This is a genomic window from Nocardia sp. NPDC058058 (assembly GCF_042885355.1).
In the GTDB taxonomy this organism is placed as follows: domain Bacteria; phylum Actinomycetota; class Actinomycetes; order Mycobacteriales; family Mycobacteriaceae; genus Nocardia.
Genome location: NZ_JBHVSA010000001.1, coordinates 2923846 through 2943504 on the forward strand (window position 1 = coordinate 2923846; position 19659 = coordinate 2943504).

The 19659-nt window shown below is 67.2% G+C and carries 22 protein-coding genes; 9 read left to right on the top strand and 13 right to left on the bottom strand.

Annotation, left to right across the window (positions count from 1 at the left end; all coding sequences use genetic code 11):
* Positions 1 to 112: 112 nt before the first annotated feature.
* Together ACFVUS_RS13630 and ACFVUS_RS13635 are read right to left on the bottom strand one after the other, a co-directional pair.
* Positions 113 to 1144 (bottom strand): fused (3R)-hydroxyacyl-ACP dehydratase subunits HadA/HadB, encoded by a 1032-nt coding sequence (locus ACFVUS_RS13630; protein WP_387764789.1) that lies wholly within the window; start codon positions 1142 to 1144, stop codon positions 113 to 115.
* 157 nt (positions 1145 to 1301) lie between these two features.
* The gene (locus ACFVUS_RS13635) at positions 1302 to 2279 is read right to left on the bottom strand and encodes a helix-turn-helix domain-containing protein (RefSeq protein WP_387764791.1); all 978 of its coding nucleotides are present in this window, start codon (positions 2277 to 2279) and stop codon (positions 1302 to 1304) included.
* Between the two features lie 482 nt (positions 2280 to 2761).
* Between ACFVUS_RS13635 and ACFVUS_RS13640 the strand changes: the two genes are divergently transcribed.
* Together ACFVUS_RS13640 and ACFVUS_RS13645 are read left to right on the top strand one after the other, a co-directional pair.
* Entirely contained in the window at positions 2762 to 4537 is a 1776-nt protein-coding gene (locus tag ACFVUS_RS13640) for a hypothetical protein (protein WP_387764793.1), read from the top strand.
* Positions 4534 to 4935, top strand: coding sequence for a hypothetical protein (locus ACFVUS_RS13645; RefSeq protein WP_387764795.1), 402 nt, complete (start codon positions 4534 to 4536; stop codon positions 4933 to 4935). The genes ACFVUS_RS13640 and ACFVUS_RS13645 overlap by 4 nt, the downstream gene beginning before the upstream one ends.
* Here the strand turns inward: ACFVUS_RS13645 and ACFVUS_RS13650 are convergent.
* On the bottom strand, positions 4932 to 5732 hold the full coding sequence (locus ACFVUS_RS13650; RefSeq protein WP_387764797.1) for an alpha/beta fold hydrolase: 801 nt from the start codon (positions 5730 to 5732) through the stop codon (positions 4932 to 4934). The genes ACFVUS_RS13645 and ACFVUS_RS13650 overlap by 4 nt on opposite strands.
* 205 nt (positions 5733 to 5937) lie before the next feature.
* Between ACFVUS_RS13650 and ACFVUS_RS13655 the strand changes: the two genes are divergently transcribed.
* From ACFVUS_RS13655 to ACFVUS_RS13680, 6 genes are all read left to right on the top strand, one after another.
* The gene (locus ACFVUS_RS13655; protein ID WP_387764799.1) at positions 5938 to 6468 is read left to right on the top strand and encodes a phenolic acid decarboxylase; all 531 of its coding nucleotides are present in this window, start codon (positions 5938 to 5940) and stop codon (positions 6466 to 6468) included.
* Between the two features lie 32 nt (positions 6469 to 6500).
* Entirely contained in the window at positions 6501 to 6989 is a 489-nt protein-coding gene (locus ACFVUS_RS13660) for a MarR family winged helix-turn-helix transcriptional regulator (RefSeq protein WP_387764801.1), read from the top strand.
* Positions 6986 to 7798 carry an ABC transporter ATP-binding protein gene (locus tag ACFVUS_RS13665; RefSeq protein ID WP_387764803.1) on the top strand — a complete coding sequence of 271 codons (813 nt, stop codon included), beginning with the start codon at positions 6986 to 6988 and terminating at the stop codon, positions 7796 to 7798. The genes ACFVUS_RS13660 and ACFVUS_RS13665 overlap by 4 nt, the downstream gene beginning before the upstream one ends.
* On the top strand, positions 7758 to 8606 hold the full coding sequence (locus ACFVUS_RS13670; RefSeq protein WP_387764805.1) for an ABC transporter permease: 849 nt from the start codon (positions 7758 to 7760) through the stop codon (positions 8604 to 8606). The genes ACFVUS_RS13665 and ACFVUS_RS13670 overlap by 41 nt, the downstream gene beginning before the upstream one ends.
* Before the next feature lie 104 nt (positions 8607 to 8710).
* Positions 8711 to 8866, top strand: a complete 156-nt coding sequence (locus tag ACFVUS_RS13675; RefSeq protein WP_387764807.1) for a DUF6131 family protein — start codon at positions 8711 to 8713, stop codon at positions 8864 to 8866.
* 216 nt (positions 8867 to 9082) lie between these two features.
* Positions 9083 to 9442 (top strand): STAS domain-containing protein, encoded by a 360-nt coding sequence (locus ACFVUS_RS13680; protein ID WP_387764809.1) that lies wholly within the window; start codon positions 9083 to 9085, stop codon positions 9440 to 9442.
* 8 nt (positions 9443 to 9450) lie between these two features.
* On the opposite strand, the gene ACFVUS_RS13685 is transcribed toward ACFVUS_RS13680, so the two are convergent.
* From ACFVUS_RS13685 to ACFVUS_RS13715, 7 genes are all read right to left on the bottom strand, one after another.
* The gene (locus tag ACFVUS_RS13685; protein ID WP_387764811.1) at positions 9451 to 10392 is read right to left on the bottom strand and encodes an anti-sigma factor RsbA family regulatory protein; all 942 of its coding nucleotides are present in this window, start codon (positions 10390 to 10392) and stop codon (positions 9451 to 9453) included.
* An 8-nt stretch (positions 10393 to 10400) separates the two neighbouring features.
* On the bottom strand, positions 10401 to 10847 hold the full coding sequence (locus tag ACFVUS_RS13690; protein WP_387764813.1) for an ATP-binding protein: 447 nt from the start codon (positions 10845 to 10847) through the stop codon (positions 10401 to 10403).
* Positions 10848 to 10892: 45 nt separating this feature from the next.
* Positions 10893 to 11336: a response regulator gene (locus ACFVUS_RS13695; protein ID WP_387764815.1), complete on the bottom strand. Its 444-nt coding sequence runs from the start codon at positions 11334 to 11336 to the stop codon at positions 10893 to 10895.
* Positions 11333 to 12949 (bottom strand): CHASE3 domain-containing protein, encoded by a 1617-nt coding sequence (locus ACFVUS_RS13700; protein ID WP_387764817.1) that lies wholly within the window; start codon positions 12947 to 12949, stop codon positions 11333 to 11335. Before ACFVUS_RS13700 ends, ACFVUS_RS13695 begins: the two co-directional genes overlap by 4 nt.
* Positions 12946 to 14133: a PP2C family protein-serine/threonine phosphatase gene (locus tag ACFVUS_RS13705; protein ID WP_387764819.1), complete on the bottom strand. Its 1188-nt coding sequence runs from the start codon at positions 14131 to 14133 to the stop codon at positions 12946 to 12948. Before ACFVUS_RS13705 ends, ACFVUS_RS13700 begins: the two co-directional genes overlap by 4 nt.
* 102 nt (positions 14134 to 14235) lie before the next feature.
* Positions 14236 to 14775, bottom strand: coding sequence for a TerD family protein (locus ACFVUS_RS13710; RefSeq protein WP_387764822.1), 540 nt, complete (start codon positions 14773 to 14775; stop codon positions 14236 to 14238).
* Positions 14776 to 14834: 59 nt separating this feature from the next.
* Complete coding sequence (locus ACFVUS_RS13715; RefSeq protein WP_387764824.1) at positions 14835 to 15662, bottom strand: RNA polymerase sigma factor SigF; 828 nt, start codon at positions 15660 to 15662, stop codon at positions 14835 to 14837.
* Between the two features lie 199 nt (positions 15663 to 15861).
* Between ACFVUS_RS13715 and ACFVUS_RS13720 the strand changes: the two genes are divergently transcribed.
* Positions 15862 to 16626 carry a GAF and ANTAR domain-containing protein gene (locus ACFVUS_RS13720; RefSeq protein WP_387764826.1) on the top strand — a complete coding sequence of 255 codons (765 nt, stop codon included), beginning with the start codon at positions 15862 to 15864 and terminating at the stop codon, positions 16624 to 16626.
* Positions 16627 to 16635: 9 nt separating this feature from the next.
* On the opposite strand, the gene ACFVUS_RS13725 is transcribed toward ACFVUS_RS13720, so the two are convergent.
* From ACFVUS_RS13725 to ACFVUS_RS13735, 3 genes are all read right to left on the bottom strand, one after another.
* Positions 16636 to 17676 (bottom strand): AraC family transcriptional regulator, encoded by a 1041-nt coding sequence (locus ACFVUS_RS13725; RefSeq protein ID WP_387764828.1) that lies wholly within the window; start codon positions 17674 to 17676, stop codon positions 16636 to 16638.
* 135 nt (positions 17677 to 17811) lie between these two features.
* The gene (locus tag ACFVUS_RS13730) at positions 17812 to 18768 is read right to left on the bottom strand and encodes a lysophospholipid acyltransferase family protein (RefSeq protein WP_387764830.1); all 957 of its coding nucleotides are present in this window, start codon (positions 18766 to 18768) and stop codon (positions 17812 to 17814) included.
* Positions 18769 to 18774: 6 nt separating this feature from the next.
* Positions 18775 to 19620 (bottom strand): GNAT family N-acetyltransferase, encoded by an 846-nt coding sequence (locus ACFVUS_RS13735; RefSeq protein ID WP_375954967.1) that lies wholly within the window; start codon positions 19618 to 19620, stop codon positions 18775 to 18777.
* Positions 19621 to 19659 lie beyond the last annotated feature (39 nt).

A 19659-nucleotide genomic window follows, 5' to 3' on the forward strand; every position in this document is an offset into this window, starting at 1 on the left:
AATGGGAAGGGATAGACAACATCGGTCGACCTGTTCGGACAGCTGCCCCGCCCACGCGGCACGCCGGCGCCGCCCGCGCGGTACGGGCGGCGATCCGGCAGCCGGTTTCGGCCTATTCGGGCTGGTCGGAGAGTTGTACGGTGGCGGTGGCGCGGCCGAAGATCTTGCGGCCCGCGTGGGTGGCGGTGAGGGCGATGACCGCTTGATCGGTGCCGGGGTCGAATTGTTTTACGCGGCCCTGGAATTCGATGGTGCTGGGGCCGTCGGCGGTGACGGGGACCGGGCTGGTCATGCGGACGCTGTACTGGCGCAGGGCGGCGGGGTCGCCGACCCAATCGGTGACGAATCCCGCAGCCAGGGCCATGGTCAGCATGCCGTGGGCCACGGTGCCGTCCAGGCCGACCAGGCGGGCGGCGGCGCCGTGCCAGTGGATCGGGTTGGTGTCTCCGGCGACGCCGGCGTAGTTGACCAGATCGCCGAGGGTCAGGTCGACGACGCGGTCCGGTAGTCGATCGCCCTCGGTCACCGAACGTGCCGCGCGGGTGCGGATATTCGGCGGTACGGGAGTGCGGGAGGGCTCGGCAAGCTCGGGGGCGAGGGTCACGACGCGGGTTCGCGGGGTCGGCTGGCGCATGATCTTCGACAGCGATTCCACGATTCCGGCATTCGACTCGGACGGCGCGGAGCGGGCGATCAGACCGGTGCGCGCGGTGAGGACGACCTGTTCGTGCTGGTTGGTGACGATGTTCTCGACCACCAGCAGATCGCCGCCGAAGGCCTGCCGGAACGAGTGCAGGGAGACATTGCTGGTGAGGCGGTCGCCGACGACGATCGGGCGCAGATAGTCGAAGGTCTGGTCGGTCTGCATCGTCGAACTGAGGTCGTAACCGGTGAGAATCTCGCCGAGCGCGTCCTGCACCGCGCCGACCAGCAGCGCGCCGAAGGTCGGCGAGGCCACCAGCCCGGGATAGCCGTACTCGGCCGCGACGCTCTCCACCCGGTGCACCGGATGAGCATCTTGTACGGCGCGGGCGTACTCCCGCACCTTCTCGCGCCCGACCTCGTAATGGTCGGCGACGCGATAGCGGCGACCGACCACCGACAGGGCATGGGCGACCGGATCCAGAACTGCGACGACCTCCACGTAAACCCTTCTCCTTCGCTCGAAGTTTCGCTCGCGCAGTAGTCGGAGCTGACGACCACTAAGGATTGCTGCGAATGCGCCAGCACGCTGCGAACGACACGCGAGGTCAAGCGGGGTGGAAGGGTTCGAGCGCCTTTCAGCGCGGCGATCAACCGGGTCAGTGCCGTAAAGCCTGGCTCGGCGGATGACCGAAGACGCGCTTGTAGTGCTGGGCGAATCGCCCCGGATTTCCGAATCCCCACCGAGCCGCGACGATTGCGACGGTGTAGCCATCACTGGGTTCGGCGGCCAGCAGATCCTGGCGGGCATGTTCGAGCCGCAGCTGTCGCAGATAGTCCATGGGGTTCATCTGATATTCGGTCCGGAACGCGTATTGCAGTGCGCGCGGACTGGTTCCGGCGTGCGTGGCGAGCTCGGTCACGGTGGTCGGCGACAGCGGATTGGCCCGCAGATAGTCGACCGCGCGCTGCAGCGCCGTCGCCGGTACCGCGCCCGGACCGCGTCGCGGCTGCGCGTCCATCCCCGTATTCGGGAAGACCGACAGGGCGGTGGCCGCGAGGGTGCGGGTCAGGTTCTGCACGATCAGTTCGGTGAGCACCGAATCGGGTGCGGTGACCTCGTGGTGCACCAGATCGAACAGCCTGCCCCACATGCGTTCCCGGCGTGCGTCTATCGGCACCAGGGAGGTGAATCGGAAAGCGCCGGTGTCGATTCCGGATTGCGCGGCGGCATCGGCCAACTCCCCGTAAGGAATATGCAGCAGGTTGGTGTCATGGCTCTCGCAATCGGTGAGGATGGTCGACCCGATCGGATACACCGCGAGCTCATTGCGCTGCTGGCGCAGATCATGCCCGTCCCCGCGCAATCGGATGCGCCCGCCCAGGGTGCGCTGGAAGTAGACATGGTCGCGAATCGGCTCGATCCGGCAGCTGTAGCCGAGTGTGCTGCGAATCTTGGTCGCCATGATCTGCTCGCACACCGCAGTGTTGGTGCGCACCTGTGACCGCGGCGCGGCGCGATGGAACCGGAGCTGATTGTCCGCGTACATCTCGGTCACATAGGCGATGGTCTCCTCGGCGTCATTGGACGCCAGCTCCGCCCGTCGCATCTCGATGAACAGCGTCTTGTCGTCCACGCCCGCCTCCTGCGATCTCGAACCCGATTCCGGCCCTCCAATATTCGGCCGGGTCACCCGGATGGATCGTTTTCGGCGGCCACCCGAACCGCTCGACGCTGCCGGACCCGCCGCCCCGCCCTAGGATCGCCTCAGACGCAGGCACATTCGGGGCGGAGCATTGGGGGCCGCGCCGAGAAGGAGGGGGTATGCCGGAGTCCGAGGACAGACAGAATTCCGGGGCGCTACCGGGTCCACCTCAACCGGGGCAACCCGCACCCGGTTGGCAAGGCGCAGCACCCGGTTGGCAAGGCGCAGCACCCGGTTGGCAAGGCGCAGCACCCGGTTGGCAAGGCGCGGCACCCGGTTGGCAAGGCGCAGCACCGGGTTGGCAAGGCGCGGCACCCGCGGCCGGTTGGCAACAGCCGCCGGGCACGATGCCGCCCGGATACGGCGCACCGCCGAATCCCTATGCCCCGCAACCGAATGCCGGGGGCTACGGCATGCCGCAGCCGCAGCCGTTCGCGCCACCGCCGCAGGGTGCGCCCTACGGCGGGCCGCCGTACGGATACGGTCCGCAACCGGCGTATTTCACGCCGCCTCCGGCCCGCCGGGGCGGTAAGACGCCGATAATCATTGCGGGCCTTGTCATTCTGCTGGTGCTGGCGCTCGGTATCACCGCGCTGGTGGTGCGATCGGGCGGCGACAGCGGTTCGACCCCGGAACAGCGCGGGCGGACCGCACTGGCCACCGCACAGGTGCGGATGCTGCATACGGCCGCGGTGCATTACACCGGGACGCTGACCAATACGCCGCTGGGGCGATCCGGGCTGCACGTGGATCTCACGGTCACCAATGTCGGGGATGCCACCGGAACGGTCTCGGTGCGCGACAGCGCGCGACTGGACTATCTCGGTGTCGGGGGCAAGTCATTCCTCACCGGCGACAAGAGCGCCTGGATCTCGCTCGGACTGGATGCCGACAATGCCGGGGATTACGCCGATCATCCGGTGTTGATCGGACCGGATCTGTTCGGCGTCGATCTGGCGAGCACGCTCGCGCCCGCACGGCTGGCCCTGGCGCTGGATCCGAACGCGGTCCGGGACAAGCCGATTCGCGTCGGTACGCCGGTGACCATCGGCGATCACGAATCCACGCCGATCACCAGCGGCGGCATCACCACCTACGTCCGGGGCGTGCGCCAGGGCGGGGCAACGCCGACCACGAGCGCCGACGGCGATCGGCAAAGCGATCCGATCGTCGATCGGGTGGTGAGCGATACCGATCCGGATCCAATGTCCGGGGATCCGGACCTGCCGGAGTTCACCCTCGACACCGAACCGCTGCAATCCGATGACGCCGGGGACATCTACGCCCAATTGCCCGGCCGCATAGACGGATTGGACAAGGCCGTCGATTCGCGGGTCGCCCTGGACGGCACCCTGAACGGGCGCTTCGTACAGAATCCGTGCCTGGGCACCTGCACCGTCGAATTCACGATCAAGAACACCGTCAAGACCGCACCGGACATCGTGATCAAGACGATCGCCTACGAGTACACCGTGTCGGTGACCTCGTCGGTGCCCATCGCGACCGGACCCGACTGTGCGGGCTCGGGCACCATGGCCCCGAACAGCTCGGTCACCCTGCGCTGCACTGCCACCTACGACGCCTATCGCATTCGCGCGGGCACCACCGTGCCGATCAACGCCTCCGCCCAGGTGATCATCCGGGCATTGGACCCGGAGCAGGTGCGGGCGCTCAAGGATCAGGTGCAGGGGCGCGGCGCGAATTCGGGCAGCATATCGCCGGAGATCCCGGTGACCATCGCCGACGACTGGAACGACTACACCGCGGCGGGCGGCAAGCTGTCCAAGGACGACTGGACCGCCGCGCGCACCGCGCTCGGCGACCGGTCGAAGCCGAGCACCCCACCCGCTCCGAACACCGATTGGCTGGCCCCGGGCGCGACGCAGAAGGTGCCGAGCGGTTGGGGCAGCCCGTCGGCCAACAGCAAGACGGGCCGGGCCGGACGCGATGCGAAACCCGGCGTGCGCTGGGCGGATCCGAACAACAAGGGCAATTCCATTCGAATCGACAAGGGCGATCCGAACAATCAATTGCCGTCGCAGCAGGTCGACCACGTGGTGGTCAATGTGAACGGTCGTATCATCGACAGGTTCGGCAATCCGATCATCGCGCCCAAACCCTCCAAGACCGCGGAAGCGCATATCCCGCTGTCGGAGTGGCTGACCTGGAAGACCTGGGATCATCCATGAGCAAGGTCCGATTCCCCTATATGCGCAGCGCCGTGATCGATGCCGTTGCGACGCTGGCGGATCCGCAGTACCAGCGGCGGGTCTGGATCGATCGGATACTCCCCGATCCCGCCCTCGTCGATGATCTGGACGCCAATATCCATGTGCTGTACGACGACTGCCGGGTACTGCCCGATCCGGACGACATGATCGGCGATGTGCTCATCGCGGGCGATGAGATCACCCGGTTGCGCGCGCTCGGCGCGGTGCTCGATCCGCTGATCGAGCGCCTGGGCGATAGCGCCGACGCGCACTACCTGGCCGATGCGCACTGGCCCGCGGTCGTCGCCGCCGCGCGCGACGCCCTCCCCGCGCTGATTCTGGCCGGTGGCTGGACCGCCGAAGCCCAGGATTCCTAGAGCGCGTCGAGGAATTCGCGGATCAGCGGATCGGTCAGGTGCGGGTGGGTCCAGGTGATGGTGTGGGTGGCCCCGTCCGCCTCGATGGTCTCGACGCGGGTCGGCCCACCCAATTGCCCGGCCAGTTTCCGCATGCGGATCTCGGTGTGCACCACATCGCCGGCACCGTGCAGCAGCAGCGCCGGGGCGGTGATCCCATCGATGCGGTCCTCGATGCCCTCGCGTTCGAGCAGCGCGATGATGGCCTGTTCCAGACGGCGGCGGTCCGAGCGCTCCCACTTCTCCAGCCAGTAGCGGCGCTGCTCCCGGTCACCGCCGATCATCTGTTCCGCGATGAGCCGGGCGATCGGCTCCAGCGGTTCGGTCCCGAGCACCCATTGCTTGAGCAGGATCGACTTGTACCCGGCGTATTCCTCGGGGTTGTAGGCGTCGGCGCGGGTGCCGATGAGCAGCAGGCCGCGTACCCGGGCGGGTGCGAGCAGGGCGGCATGGAGGGCGACGATGCCGCCGTGGAACAGACCGCCGAGGACGACCGCGTCGAGTCCGAGCTCATCGGCGACGCTCCAGCAGTCCCGGGCCAGCCGCGGGTAGTCGAAGGGCGTTCCCGGATCGCGGGTTTCGCCGTGGCCGCGGGTGTCGACGGCGATGACCCGGTAGTCGGGCGTCAGCGCGGCCAGCTGTGGCTGCCACTGGGAGGCGTCGAGCAGGATGTCGTGCACCAGGATGACGGCCGGGCCGTCGCCGCCGGTGTCCAGATAGTGCACGGCGGCTCCGTCACCGGTGGTCACGAACGGCATAGCGCTTCCCTCCCAAGGACTTTCGTTTGCGCCACAGCCATGCCCGCGACGCCGGCTCGACGATAACAGGAACACGTTCTAGCCAGCGCGTCCAGCACCACCCCCGGCTCGACCGGGAAAACCCCAGGCCGCGGGACTTTCGCGGTTACGCTGGCCAGCGGAACTCGAAACTCGCAGGGAAGCCTTCCGACCCGAGGAGCTACCGATGAGCGCAGGCACGTCCATCCCGTCGAGCTCACCCGCCACCGGCGATCTGTCCGGCCTCATCGGCAGTCATCTCATCTACGCCTACGACAACGGCTGGAAATACGAGCTGTACGTGCGCAACGCGGAGACGGTGGAATTCCGCTGCCTGATCGGGCCCATGTTCGGCCGCTGGTCGAAGAATCAACCGGCCAAAATGGTCCGGCTGGGCGCGGATCTGTACAAGCTCGCCTGGGTGGAGCCGACCGGGACCACCACCATCGTCATCCTGTGGCTGGACGAGCGGCGCGTGCACACCACGATCACCTATCCGCAGTGGATGCTCGACTATCCCGAGAGCACCCTCGGACTCTACGAGGACAACGCCGACGCCATCATCGCCGACCGCGAACGCGGGCCGACCTATCCCCTGACCCTGGTCTCCTCCACCGGGCAGGTCACCTTCCTGGAGCGGTGCGCACCCGATGACGACACCGTCATCGATCGGCCCCCGAACAAGCTCCCGCTGGGGTATGCCGCGCGCACGAACTGAAATACCTCTGAAACAGAGGTATTATCGAGGGCATGGCCGACCCACACCCCGATGACGCCGATGCCGAACTGTTCAGCCTGCTGTTCAGCTCCATGGGACGACTGCGCCGCCAGGTCGGCCGACTCGCCGGGCGCACCTTCGACGAGCCCGCGCTCTCCGGCACGCAATCGGAATTCCTGCGCCTGGTCGGCCGCAGGCCCGGCATCTCGGTGAAAGAGGCGGCCGCCGAACTGGGTTCGGCCGCCAACAGCGTCTCCACCCTGGTCACCGAATTGGTGAAGACCGGACTGCTGGTGCGCGAACCCGATCCGCGGGACCGGCGCACCATGCGCCTATCGCTCACCCCCGAATCCCAGCGCATCGCCGATGCCACGCGGCAGCAGCGAATCACGGTGGTGGCGCGGGCCTTCGAACAACTCACCGCGACGGAGCGGGACGAACTGCACGCCGGACTGCGGGCCATGGCCCGGCTGACCGATGTGCTGCACGACTACGAGCAGAACCGAGGCGACAGCAGATGACCGACTCCCCGCCCGCCGTCGAATGCGCGGGCCTGACCCATCGCTACGGCAGCCATACCGTCGTCGACGACCTGAGCATCAGCATCGCGCGCGGTGAGGTGTTCGGCCTGCTCGGCCCCAATGGGGCGGGCAAATCGACCACCATCAAACTGATCACCACGCTGACCCCGATCCAATCCGGCGCGGTGCGGATCTTCGGACTGGACGTGCGCACCCGGGCCGCCGATGTCCGCTACAACCTCGGCTATGTGCCCCAGCAGCTTTCGATCGAGGCCGGGCTGACCGGTCGCCAGAATGTGGACTGGTTCGCCCGGCTCTACGATCTGCCGCGCAAGGATCGCGCCCGCCGGGTGAGCGAAGCGCTCGAGGCGATGGATCTGACCGAGGTGGCCGATCGGCTCGCGGGCGGCTACTCCGGCGGCATGATCCGCCGCCTGGAATTGGCGCAGGCACTGGTGAACCGGCCCGCACTGCTGGTGCTGGACGAACCGACCGTGGGCCTGGATCCCATCGCGCGCGACAGCGTGTGGCAGCGGGTGGCCGAATTGCGCGCCGAGTACGGCACCACCGTGCTGCTCACCACCCACTACATGGCCGAGGCGGACGCGCTGTGCGATCGAGTCGCACTGCTGCACAAGGGAATTCTGCGCGCCACCGGATCCCCCGCGGAGCTGAAGGCGGCCGTCGGACCCGAGGCCACCCTGGAAGACGTGTTCCGGCATTACGCGGGCGAACAGCTCGAAGACACCACCGAAGGAGCCATGCGCAATGTCCGAAGCACTCGCCGCTCGGCCGCCCGTATGGGCTGAACAGCCCGCGTTCACCCCGATCCTGGCCCCGCGCGGCTGGCGGCGTATCCCCCGGCTGGCCTCCCGGATCGGCACCTTCGCGCTGGTGGAGGTGCGCAAGCTGCGCCACGATCAAACCGAGATCCTCACCCGCGCAATACAACCCGTGCTGTGGATGGTCATCTTCGGCACCACCTTCGCGCGCCTGCACACCCTGCCCACCGGTTCGGTGCCGTATCTGGATTTCCTGGCGCCCGGCATCATCGCGCAGTCGGCGCTGTTCATCGCGATCTTCTACGGCATCCAGATCATCTGGGATCGCGATGCGGGCATTCTCACCAAACTGCTGGTGACCCCGACCCCGCGCGCGGCGCTGATCACCGGAAAGTGTTTCGCCGCGGGCATTCGCGCGGTCGCGCAGATCGTGGTGATCGTCATAGTGGCGCTGCTCATGGGCGTCGGACTGACCGATAATCCGCTGCGCATCCTGGCGACGGTGCCCGCGGTGTTCCTGGGCACCGCGTTCTTCGCCTGCCTGTCCATGACCATCGCCGGTCTGGTGCAGGCCCGGGATCGACTGATGGGTATCGGCCAGGCGATCACCATGCCGCTGTTCTTCGCCTCGAACGCGCTGTACCCGACCGATCTCATGCCGGGCTGGTTGCAGGCGGTGAGCCGGGTGAACCCGCTCAGCTACGAGGTCGACGCACTGCGCGGGCTGCTCATCGGCACCCCCGCCGATCTCTGGCTGGACTTCGGTGTGCTGACGGTCGCCGCCGCGATCGGTGTCGCGACCTCCGCGGCGCTGCTGGGCAGGCTGGTGCGATGAGGCGGTACCGCCGCATGACGCACACCCGGCGATGATCACGGGTTTGACGACCGGTTTGCCGGGAACAGCGTGGGTGTCATATTCACCCGCACAAAGGATTTCTCATGATCGTCCTGGGAATCATCGTCCTGCTCGCCGGAATCCTGCTCGGCATTCCGATTCTGACGACCGTCGGCGTGGTGCTGCTCGTCGCCGGCGCGGTGCTGATGCTGCTCGGCGCGGTCGGGCGGCCGATCGGCGGGCGCAGCCACTACTTCTGATCGGCCCGGGCGACACGCTCTTCGGACCCCGGTCGGCGCGGGAAAACGCGACCGCCCGCCCCGAAAATATGTTGTCCGCGAAATCGGTTGCGTACCTTTGCTGGAGATCCCGTCACACGGGTAGTGTTACCGCGTCGGCGGGACCAAACCCGGTCGTGCGACGCCCAAATGTGTTTTCGGAGGTGGCGACGTGACGGTGCGACAGGGGAACGCTCGGTGAGCAGCGAAACCCGTGAACTCACGGTGCAGACCAGATCCGCCGGGGCAGCCGTGGTGCTGGCCGCGGCCGGTGAGGTCGATATGGTGTCGGCGCCGAAGCTGTCGGCCGCGGTGGCCGAGGCATTGGCCACCGGCGCCGAGTTGATCGTGCTGGATCTGTCCGAGGTCGGATTCTTCGGTTCCGCCGGGCTCAGTGTGCTGGTGCAGGCGCTGGAGACCGCCGGTGATCGCACGGTGCGCGTGGTCGGGTCGTTCCCGGTGCGCCGCCCCATCGAACTGACCGGGCTGGATGAGCTGCTCGATGTCTACGAGACGCTGGAAGCGGCTCTGGCAGTCGAGGATTCACCGCACGAGTAGGCGCGCCCTCACCGGGCGAAATGCATTTGCAGCGTGGTGCCCAGCGGGGTGGTGTGCATGCGGACCAGATCGCACAGCTGATTCACCAGCAGCAGCCCGCGGCCGCCGCGCCGAAGTCCGGGGGCCGGAATGCGCCCGGCCAGCGGATCGGAGATATATCCCCGATCGCGGACCTGGCAGACGATCTGCCTGCCCACCGTCCACAGCGCGAAAATCCCGCGGCCGCCGCCGTGCACCACGGAATTCGTCGTCGCCTCGGCGACCGCCAGTTCCAGGTCGAGGCCGCGTTCGGCGCTCAGTCCGGCAGCACGGGCGAACTCGGTGACGGTGTGCCGAATGCCGGGCAGGGACGCCTCATCGAAGTCCAGGACGTCCGTACCCGTCGGCGGTGCGGGCAGCGCCTGGTTGTAGGCCGCCACGACGCGCCCGGGATCGTAACTCGGGCTGACCTTTTCGATGCCGGTGTCGATGCTGGTCGGATGGCTCATGAGGGCGTCCCGCACCACCCCGGGATCGAGTCGCGCGATATCGTACGGGCACAGGATCGTCACCGCGCGCCCCGCGAACGCGGTATTGATCAGCGCCTCGTGTTGGGCGCAGGCCGGATACTCCAGGGCCGACCGTCCGGCCCAGATCGGTTCGCCGATGATCCGCACCCGCGTGTTCGGATGGCGATCGGTGAAGGCGCGCAGTACGCCCGGAATGATCCGGCCCGGATTGCGTCCCGCGACGGACATATCGAGCAGTCGCACCGCCGCGGCGTCCGCACCGAGCGCATCGCGCAGCAGTGCCAGATTCTCCGGGGGCACCGCGACCGCGACGGGTTCGGCGTTCGCCAGCCCGCCGCGGATGAATTCCATTGTGCCCGCCAGGTATTCATCGCTGTCGCGATAGAAGAAGGCCGGGTGTAGGAAGGGGTCCGCCGGGGTGCCGCCGGTGTCACTGCTCATGGATTCGCCTAGGTATGCGGTCGGCCGGGTCCTCGCGCGTGCTGGCGCAGTCGCCGGAATTCGATGACGATGGGGTACCCGCGCTGCGGGATGGCGTATGGGCCCTGGTCGATCTCGAGGGTGTCGGTCAGGGTGCGCACGATATGCCAGCCGAGCCCGCGGCCGTCCGCGTCGACCATCGCGGCGGTGACGGCCGCGATGCGCGCGGACAGCCCGTGCTCGTCATAGCTCAGGTCGCAGTCGAGGGTGGAGCCGGGCACCGCCGCACCGATCACCACGGTGGCGATCTCATCCAGGGCGAGCCGGATATCGCTGACCTCGTCGATGCCGAAATCCGCTATATAGGTGACGGTTTCGGCGAGAGCGCGCAGCATGACCAGCTGATCCGGCGTGGCGGACACCCGGAGCCCGACCGTGGTCGGGGCCGAACACGATTGCGGGGAACCACTATTCATGTCACCCTCCGTTCTGGAATGCTACGCGATCGCCTGGATCGGAATTCACGACCGTCCGGGCAATCGGACAACCTGGACGAAGAAGTCATCGATTTGCTTGATGGCCAGCACGAATTGGTCCAGATCGACCGGTTTTGTCACATACGCGTTCGCATGCAACTGGTAGCTGCCCAGAATGTCCTCTTCGGCGGCCGAGGTGGTGAGCACGACCACCGGGATATGCGAGAGCTCGGGATCCTCCTTGATGCGCCCGAGCACCTCGCGGCCGTCGTATTTCGGCAGGTTGAGATCGAGCAGAATCAGATCCGGGCGCGGAGCCAGCTCGAACGCGCCGCGCTGATACAGGAAGTCCAGCGCCTCCGCGCCGTCCCGCGCCACGTGCAGGGTATTGCCGATCTTATTGTGCTCGAAGGCTTCCCGGGTGATGAGTTCATCACCGGGATCGTCCTCGACGAGCAGGATGTCGATGGGCCGGGCCAATTGCGTCACTCGCGAAACTCCTTGTCGGGGACTGTGGATTCCTCGGATCGCGGCGAAGCGTCGAAGAGCGTGAAGTAGAAACGGGTCCCGCCGGTGTACTCCGGATCGATCCAGATCCGGCCGCCATGGAACTCCACGATCTTCTTACACAGCGCCAATCCTATTCCGGTTCCGCTGTATTCGTCCCTGCTGTGTAACCGTTGGAAGATCACGAAAACCTTATCGGCGAACTCGGGTTCGATACCGATACCGTTGTCCGCCACCGAGAGTCGCCATCCCGGCAGCTCACCCGGCTCGGGTTCGCAGCCGATCCGCACCACCGGCGGCACGCCGGGACGGTGGAATTTGATCGCGTTCCCGATCAGGTTCTGCCACAGCATGATCAGCAGCGTCGGATCGCCCGTGATCTCGGGCAGCTGTTCCGGGCGATCCAGGTGCATTCCGGTGTCCTCTGCCGAGGCCAGGTTGGCCACTGCTCGATCGAGTGCCCGATCCAGCCCGGTTCTAACCGAATCACCGTCCACCCGGCCCACCCTGGAGAAGGTCAGCAGATCCTGGATGAGCACCTGCATGCGCTTGGCGCCGTCCACCGCGAATTCGATGTACTGCTTGGCGCGGTCGTCGAGTTGATCGCCGTAGCGTTTCTCCAGCAGCTGGCAGAACGAGGCAACCTTGCGCAGCGGCTCCTGGAGATCATGCGAGGCGACATAGGCGAACTGCTCCAGTTCGGCATTGGAGCGGCGCAATTCCACCGTCTGCGCGTCCAGATCGGCGGCCAGCGCGGCCAGCGCGGTCTCCTGGACCCGGGTGGATTCGAGTTCGGCGACGATGCGGCGGCGCATACCCTCCACCGCCTCGCCGACCGCCGCGAGATCGGCGGGTCCGGAAATGCTGATCCGATGGCCGAAATCGCCGTCCGCGACGCGCTCGGTCGCCGTGCGCAGCGCGTGCAGCGGGCGGGCGATCAACCGCCGCACCAGCATCATGAGCGCGAGCCCGGTCAGCAGGAACGCGGTCACCATGCCGACCAGGGCGGCATTGCGCACCGTGCGCTGCCGCATCAGATCGTGATTGCCCTGCCGTACGGCCGCGGCCAGATTCGTGCTCTGGGTCGCGAATCGTGTTCGCACCTCGTCGAACTCGGTTTTGCCGCGCGCGGCGGCGGCGCTGTCGAGCGGGCGCGGGGCGCCGGGGGTCACGGTGACGCGGGTCGGCTCGGCGAAGTCGCGGCGCCAGATGTCCGCGGCGTTTTCCACCGCGTCCAGATCGTCCAACTGCTCGGGCCGGTCGTGCAGGAGTTCGCGCAGCCGGGCCACCGACCGCGCCTCATCCTGCCTGCCCTCGGTGTAGGGAGCCAGGAATTGCGGATCGGCCGCGATGGCGTAACCGCGAATCCCGGTCTCCTGGTTGGTGAGTGCGGCCTGCAAGCGGTACGCCTCGGTGGCGGCGGGCTGAAGCTGGCCGGAGAGGCGATCCGAGACCGTCGTGGTGCGCGCGATGGCGAGACCGGCCACCCCGGACCCGGCCACCGCGACGATCACCATGAGCGCGAGCACCAGCTGGAACCAGGCCTGCACGGTCATATGACCGGTCCGGTTCAGCACCCGATCGGTTCTGTTCATCGGCGGTCCGCGGTCCAGCGCAGGTACATGGCCGCGACATCATCGGCCAGGCCGCCGCGCTGTTCGGCCAGCGACTCGGCGCGGGCGATGAGCTCGTCCAGGAAATCGTCCGGGCGTTCGGCGGTCACCGTGCGCGCCAGCGCGAGCAGACCCTGTTCGCCCAGACGCTCGTCCCCCGGGCCGATATGCCCTTCGAACAGTCCGTCGGTGAACAGCACCAGACCTGCCCCGGGCGGTACCGCATGTTCGTGTATCGGCCAATCCGCTTGTCCCGGAAAGAATCCGAGTGCGGGGCCGCCCGGCACCTCCAGCCAGGACACCCGCTCGCCGGTGCGCACCAGCATGCCGGGATGACCGGCCCGCATGACCCGGATGGTATGGCTGCCGGGCAGCAGGGTCACCGTGGTCAGGGTGGCGAAGGTATGCGGCCCGGTGCGTTCGGCGCGCAACAGCTCATCGAGCAGCCGGAACTGCCGGACCCCGGTGATCCCGCTGAAAACCAGTGTGCGCCAGGCCAACCGCAGTGCCACCCCGGTGGCGGCCTCATCCGGGCCGTGCCCGGAGACATCGCCGATGAGCACGTGCACGGTACCGTCGGACTGCTGCACCACATCGTAGAAATCGCCGCCCAGCAGCGAATGCGCGCGACCGGGCCGATACCGGGACACCACATCCACCGCCGGATCACCGCGGAACAGTGGGGTGGGCAGCAGGCCGCGCTCCAGCCGGGCGTTCTCCCGCGCCCGCATCTGCCCGGACCGCAGCGCCACCGCCGCCCGCTCGGCCTGTTTGCGCTGAATCGCGTAACGCACAGCGCGACCGAACAATTCGGCTTCGACGCGCCCCTTGACCAGATAGTCCTGCGCACCCGCGGCCACCGCCGCCGAGCCATTGCGCTCCTGATCCAGTCCGGTCAGCACCACCACCGGGACGTCGTCGTTCACCGCCCGGATGCGCGCGAGCGACTCGAGTCCATCGGAATCGGGCAGGTGCAGATCGAGCAGCACGCAATCCGGCGGCGCCACCGCCAGCCGTTCGCAGGCGAGCGCCAAACTGCGCACCCAGTCCAGTCGCACCTCGAGGGCAACCTCGGCGACCAGTTCCTCGACCAGCATCGCGTCGGCTTTATCGTCTTCGACCAGCAGCACCGTGAGTTCCCGGTGCCGCATGTGCCCGCTGGACATCGATCGCATCCTCCTTCGGACGCTCACCATGTCACACCCCGGGCCGCGCCGGAAGTTGGTGCACGGTGTGCGCGCGTCGCCGACCGGCCGAGAGCGCGGCGCTCACGGCAGTGGCGCCAGATACGCGGCCGCGTGCGGAACGGCCTCGGCGACGTGTACCGCGGAGATGCCGACCCCGATTCCATCGAAGCCCCAGAATTCCGGCGTGCGAAAGAGTTTGCCCATCACCAGGGCCGTATAGGAGCCGCCGGTGAGCAGGTTCCGGGTGATCTCGTTCGAATTGTCGATATCGAGCAGACGGCAGTACGCGTTGTCGATGTCCTCGAAGCTCTGCCCCGTATAGGAGGTCACGACCACCATGATCGAAGTCACCTCCGGTGCGAGCTGGGCCAGATTGAACGAGATGACCTCGTTGTCGCCCCGGCCCTCCCCGGTCTGGTTGTCGCCGGTATGGCGGACCGAACCATCGCGGGAGAGCAGTTGCTCGTGATAAACCACATCCAATAACGCGTCACCGCCGAACAGCAGCGCCGCGATATTCAGGTCGATCCTGTTCGCGACGGTGCGCTCGGCATCCCAACCCAACGCCACCGCAACGCATTCGAGCGCAGAGCCGTCCGGGTGCTGTAGAAGAATTGCCACCGGGTATCACCTTTCGTCACCCCGGCTATGCCCGGTCCACCCCGGCCGAAACGGTTCGATCAATCGCGGAGGGCTTGCTCGCGCAGGGTGTCCAGGGTCCGGCACAGAATGCGCGAGACCTGCATTTGCGAAACGCCGAGCAACTCGGCGATCTCGTTCTGGGTGCGGAATTCGAAGAAGCGCAGCACCAGTACGCGCCGCTCCCGCTCGGGCAGCTCCGCGATCAGCGGCCGCACCGCCAGATAGTCCTCCACGTGCCGATATTCGGGATCCTCGGTACCGATCGCCTCATTCAGGGCGATGGCGGTATTGCCGTTCTCGTTCTCGATGGCCGCGTCGATCGAGGCGGCCTGGTAGGCATTGCGGGCCACCAGCGCCTGGGTGACCTCCTCCATATCGACCTGGAGCTCGGCCGCGATCTCGCGGGCGGTGGGCGCGCGCCGCAGCCGATGGGTCAGCGTTTCGGTCACCGGGCCGAGCAATTGCTGAATCTCCTTGACGCGCCGGGGAACTCGCACCGACCAGGTGAAATCCCGGAAATGCCTGCGCACCTCGCCCATGATGGTCGGAATGGCGAAGGCCAGGAAGCCCGAGCCGAAACCCGGATCGAAACGATCCACCGCGTGCAACAGCCCGAGCCGGGCGATCTGCAGCAGATCGTCGAAAGTCTCACCGCGCCCGGAGAATCGGCGCGCGATATGTTCGGCGAGCGGCAGACAACGCGCAATCGCCGCTTCCCGCAGGACTTTTCGGTGCGGATCCGCGGGGTCCGTACCGGCCAATTCGATCAGCAGCGGTTCGATGTCGTCGTAGCTGTCGCCGCCGCGACCTCTGCTGCGCGCGGGGTCGCCACCGGCCGGAGTACGGAGCTGGGTTCCGTTATGCACTGTGACACCCTCTGTCGTCGCGCGGATGCGAATCGACTGCCGGGGTCAAGGACAGCGGTCGTGGAGACCACAACTCAGCCTAGCAGCGATTCAGAGCACGAACCGGGTATGGCGGTCGTAAGTGGGTATCCGGTCGTGCAGCGCGCCTCGAATCGCCGCTGTCGCACCACCCTCGAGAACGGGAGTCAGGAGATTCCGCATGTCCAACGCCTCACAGACGAACCACGATCGGGAGCCCCGGCTGCTGGACGCCTTCGTACAGATGGCGGACACCCTCGTCGACGACTACGACGTCGCGGAGCTCCTGCACGGCCTCGTCACCCGCTGCGTGGAACTCCTCGGCGCCGCCGCGGCCGGAATCCTCATGGCCGACCAGCGCGACGGGTTACATGTGCTGGCCTCCTCCTCCGAAGAGAGCGGCGCCCTCGAACGCTTCCAGATCGAAGCCCGCGAGGGTCCGTGCTGGGACTGCGTGCGCTCCGGGCAGCGCATATTCTCCGACGATCTGGCCACCGATCCGAATCGCTGGCCCATCTTCGGTCCGCGCATGCTCCGGGAAGGCTTCACCACGGTGCACGCGTTTCCGATGCGGCTGCGCCAGGAAACCGTCGGGGCCCTGAATCTCTTCGGCCGGGAGCCGACCGGACTGCCGGACAGGGATATTCGCGTCGCGCAGACACTCGCCGATATCGCGACCATCGGGATTCTGCAGGAACGCGCCATCCACCGCGCCGGGGTACTCACCGGACAATTGCAGAGCGCGCTGGTCAACCGGGTCGCCATCGAACAGGCCAAAGGCATGCTCGCCCAGGCGGGCAATCTGGATATGAACCGGGCCTTCCAGGCACTGCGCGGATATGGACGACGCCGCAGCACCCGATTGTCGGAGGTGGCACAGCAGTTGATCGACGGCGTCCTGACACCGGAGGTCATTCTGACCGAACAACCCCCCGAGGGCAGTTGACCGAATGCGTCAGCGCACCCCGCGCAGCGGTGTGAGCAGCCGGTTCTCGCGGGCGTACTGGCCCGGCGTCTGACCGCGCCAGCTGCGGAACGCGGTGCCGAACGCCGAGACGCTGGCATAGCCGAGCCGATCGGCGACGCTCTCCACGGTGAGGCCGGTACTGAGCAGTTCCTCGGCGAGCAGGCCGATGGTCTCGGAGCTGAGTTCCCGAAAGGTGGTGCCCTCGGCGGCGAGTCGGCGGCGCAGCGTGCGCACGCTGATACTGAGATCCGCGGCGATATCGGACTGTTCGGCCAGTCCGTGCCGGTGGATGAGCAGCTCGCGCACCTGCTCGCTGACCCCGAAACGATTGCGGCGGCGCTGCACGATCTCGGCGCACTGCTCCTCGTAGAGCTTCATGCTGGCCGGATTCGCTTGCGGCAGCGGCAGTTCCAGCGCGGCGGTGGGCACCGTGAGCGCCGATCGGGTGGCGTCGAAGATCATTTCCGAGACACCGAGCAGGGTGGAGACCGCCTCGTACATCGGATGCATGGGCAGCGCCAGTTCCAGCCGCACCGCGGGCAGTCGCAGCGGCAGCAGATCCTGCTGGGTGATGCCGATCGCGACCATATCCCGCTCCAGGGTGAACCGCCGCAATTCGGGCGGCACCGCGCTGTCGTCCCGAATGATCTCCACCTGTGCGCCTTTGGCTTCCAGCCGGATCTCACCCGCCGCGAAGGACAGATCCAGATAGCGCAGGCCGAGTTCGAGCGCCTGCCGCAGGGTGGCGCTGGTGCTGAGCGCGAAACCCCAGATTCCCAAACTGGTCGGATGACACAGCATGCCCGCCAGCAAACCCAGACCGGGTTCGTCATCGGTGCCCGCCACGATATTTCGCATGAGCGCGAATTCCTGCTCACAGGTGATCATGACGTCCGGGTCGCTGAGATCGTCCGGCGTTATGCCCGTTCCCGTCAACACATTCCGCAGCGGCAGCCCGCGCTGGACCGCGAATTCGACCAGCAGAGCGGCATTGTGGATGGCGCGAAGACGCCCGGGCGCTTCAGACATGTCGCCATCTTCGCAAACATCCGGCTCGCGACTACCCGAAACCCGTGCGCACGGCACGCGGTGACAGAGTTCGCGTCACCGTCCCCGGTATCCCGGCCGATCGATGTTCGTCCGGGATGACGGGTGCGGCGGCTGTCAGACCCGAACCGGGAGTTTCGGGTGCCGGTGTTCGGGGGCCTGCACGGTCAATTCGGTACGGTCCGAACCGGGTTCGTCGCGGCCGACGATATCGGCGAAGGCGCGGTCCACCGCGTCACCGCGAATGGCCCGCTCACACCGTTGCGCCAGTTCACGGCGATCGGTTCCGGGCTGTTCCAGCGGTTGCAGCACCAGCTCGGCCACCACGCCGCGCGAGCGCAGCACCCGGCGGAAGGAATCGGCCATGGTGTCGATGCCGACGAAACCCGGGACGGTGCAGACCTCGCCGTGCCGATCCAGATAGCGCAGGCGAATCGGCTGCACCGGGGTATCGGTGTCGATGGCCGCCTGGAACAGTGCGGGCCGCAGGCGGCCGTGCGCCCGGCCGCACCAGGTGGTGCCCTCCGGGAAGATGCCGATGCGCTCACCCGCGGCGAGCCGTTCGGCGATGCGCTGCACCACCCCGGGCAGTTCGCGCAGGCGTTCGCGCTCGATCGGAATGACACGCACCTTACGGGCGATATCGCCGAGCACCGGCCACTCGATCATGTCGGCACGGGCCACGAAGGCGGTGGGCTGCACCGCCGAGAGCGCGATGATATCGGTCCAGCCGATATGACCGGCCACCACCAGCGTGCCGCGCGGTTCCGGCACGGCACCGCGCCGGTCCACGACGCGAACCTGAATTCCACAGCAGGACAGCAGGGTTCGGGCATACCGCGTTTGCAGCCGACCGCGGAAGCGACGCGGCGTGGCCAGATAGGCGATCGGGAAGGAGACCGCCACCGCGCCGATGCCCGCGATCCGGGCCGCGAACCGCAAACGGCCTGCCTCAGGGGCGGTTTCGACGCATTCGGGTCCGCACGGGCTGGACGGCATCCAGGCGTGCGCGGTCGGGGCGGCCGGCGGGCATTCGAGTGCACCGGAACCGGGAGAAAGGAAGGCGGGCATCATGAGTCATCACCGCTCGAGAGTGGCTACCGCGCCCTGCAGGCGCTCGAGGTAGCGGGTGTTGATGGTGTCCAGGCCCAGCAGGGCGACGAAATCGGCGACGGCGAACTCGGGATCGTGTGCGGGCTCACCGCAGATCTCCGCGCCCAGGCGCAGGTAACCGCTCAGCAGCGGCGGCATCTTCGGGCGGGCCGGGGCTTCCAGCTCGTCCAGGGTGCGACCGTCCACGACGACCGGGTTGTACGGACGCACATGCCGATCGGCTTGCAGCGCATGCTTTTTCAGCAGCAGGTCACGCACGCCGCGCACGTTCACACCGGGCGCGTCGGCCGGGGTGGCCTGCATCGGCACCGAGACACAGCCCATGATCCAGTCGTAACCGGTGAGCTGGATGTAGTGCAGGATGCCCGCCCACATCAGGGTCAGCACCGAACCGTTGCGGTGATCGGGCACCACGCAGGCGCGGCCCATCTCCACGATTCGGTTGCCGGTGGGATCCAGTGCGGCCAAATCGAATTCGGTCGCGGTGTAGTAGCCGCCGGCGGCGGTCACCTTGTCCGGCGGCAGCATGCGGTAGCAGCCGACGAATTGTTCGGTGAGCTCATCGCGCACCAGCAGGTGATCGCAATGCTCATCGAAACGGTCGGCGTCCAGGCCGGTGCCGTTATCGGGGATGCTGAAGCCCGGTTCGGCGGCGAACACCTGATACCGCAGGCGCTGCGCCGCTTCCCGATGCTCGGCATCGGAGGCGACAACCAGGGAGTACTGGGAGCGGCCGGTGGTGCGGGGCGGCTCCGGAGCAACATATGACTCGCGTGGGAGCAGGCTGGAAGTCGACGCTGCCTTGGTGGTCATACGGTTGATCAAGCCAGTCCCAGACTGCGCCGGAGCGAC

Bases quoted from the DNA above. Each gene is read 5' to 3' on its own strand.
- ACFVUS_RS13640 (WP_387764793.1), top strand. From the start codon at position 2,762: ATGCCGCAGCCGCAGCCGTTCGCGCCACCGCCGCAGGGTGCGCCCTAC.
- ACFVUS_RS13645 (WP_387764795.1), top strand. From the start codon at position 4,534: ATGAGCAAGGTCCGATTCCCCTATATGCGCAGCGCCGTGATCGATGCC.
- ACFVUS_RS13650 (WP_387764797.1), bottom strand. From the start codon at position 5,732: ATGCCGTTCGTGACCACCGGTGACGGAGCCGCCGTGCACTATCTGGAC.
- ACFVUS_RS13655 (WP_387764799.1), top strand. From the start codon at position 5,938: ATGAGCGCAGGCACGTCCATCCCGTCGAGCTCACCCGCCACCGGCGAT.
- ACFVUS_RS13660 (WP_387764801.1), top strand. From the start codon at position 6,501: ATGGCCGACCCACACCCCGATGACGCCGATGCCGAACTGTTCAGCCTG.
- ACFVUS_RS13665 (WP_387764803.1), top strand. From the start codon at position 6,986: ATGACCGACTCCCCGCCCGCCGTCGAATGCGCGGGCCTGACCCATCGC.
- ACFVUS_RS13670 (WP_387764805.1), top strand. From the start codon at position 7,758: ATGTCCGAAGCACTCGCCGCTCGGCCGCCCGTATGGGCTGAACAGCCC.
- ACFVUS_RS13675 (WP_387764807.1), top strand. From the start codon at position 8,711: ATGATCGTCCTGGGAATCATCGTCCTGCTCGCCGGAATCCTGCTCGGC.
- ACFVUS_RS13685 (WP_387764811.1), bottom strand. From the start codon at position 10,392: ATGAGCAGTGACACCGGCGGCACCCCGGCGGACCCCTTCCTACACCCG.
- ACFVUS_RS13690 (WP_387764813.1), bottom strand. From the start codon at position 10,847: ATGAATAGTGGTTCCCCGCAATCGTGTTCGGCCCCGACCACGGTCGGG.
- ACFVUS_RS13700 (WP_387764817.1), bottom strand. From the start codon at position 12,949: ATGAACAGAACCGATCGGGTGCTGAACCGGACCGGTCATATGACCGTG.
- ACFVUS_RS13705 (WP_387764819.1), bottom strand. From the start codon at position 14,133: ATGTCCAGCGGGCACATGCGGCACCGGGAACTCACGGTGCTGCTGGTC.
- ACFVUS_RS13720 (WP_387764826.1), top strand. From the start codon at position 15,862: ATGTCCAACGCCTCACAGACGAACCACGATCGGGAGCCCCGGCTGCTG.
- ACFVUS_RS13725 (WP_387764828.1), bottom strand. From the start codon at position 17,676: ATGTCTGAAGCGCCCGGGCGTCTTCGCGCCATCCACAATGCCGCTCTG.
- ACFVUS_RS13730 (WP_387764830.1), bottom strand. From the start codon at position 18,768: ATGATGCCCGCCTTCCTTTCTCCCGGTTCCGGTGCACTCGAATGCCCG.
- ACFVUS_RS13735 (WP_375954967.1), bottom strand. From the start codon at position 19,620: ATGACCACCAAGGCAGCGTCGACTTCCAGCCTGCTCCCACGCGAGTCA.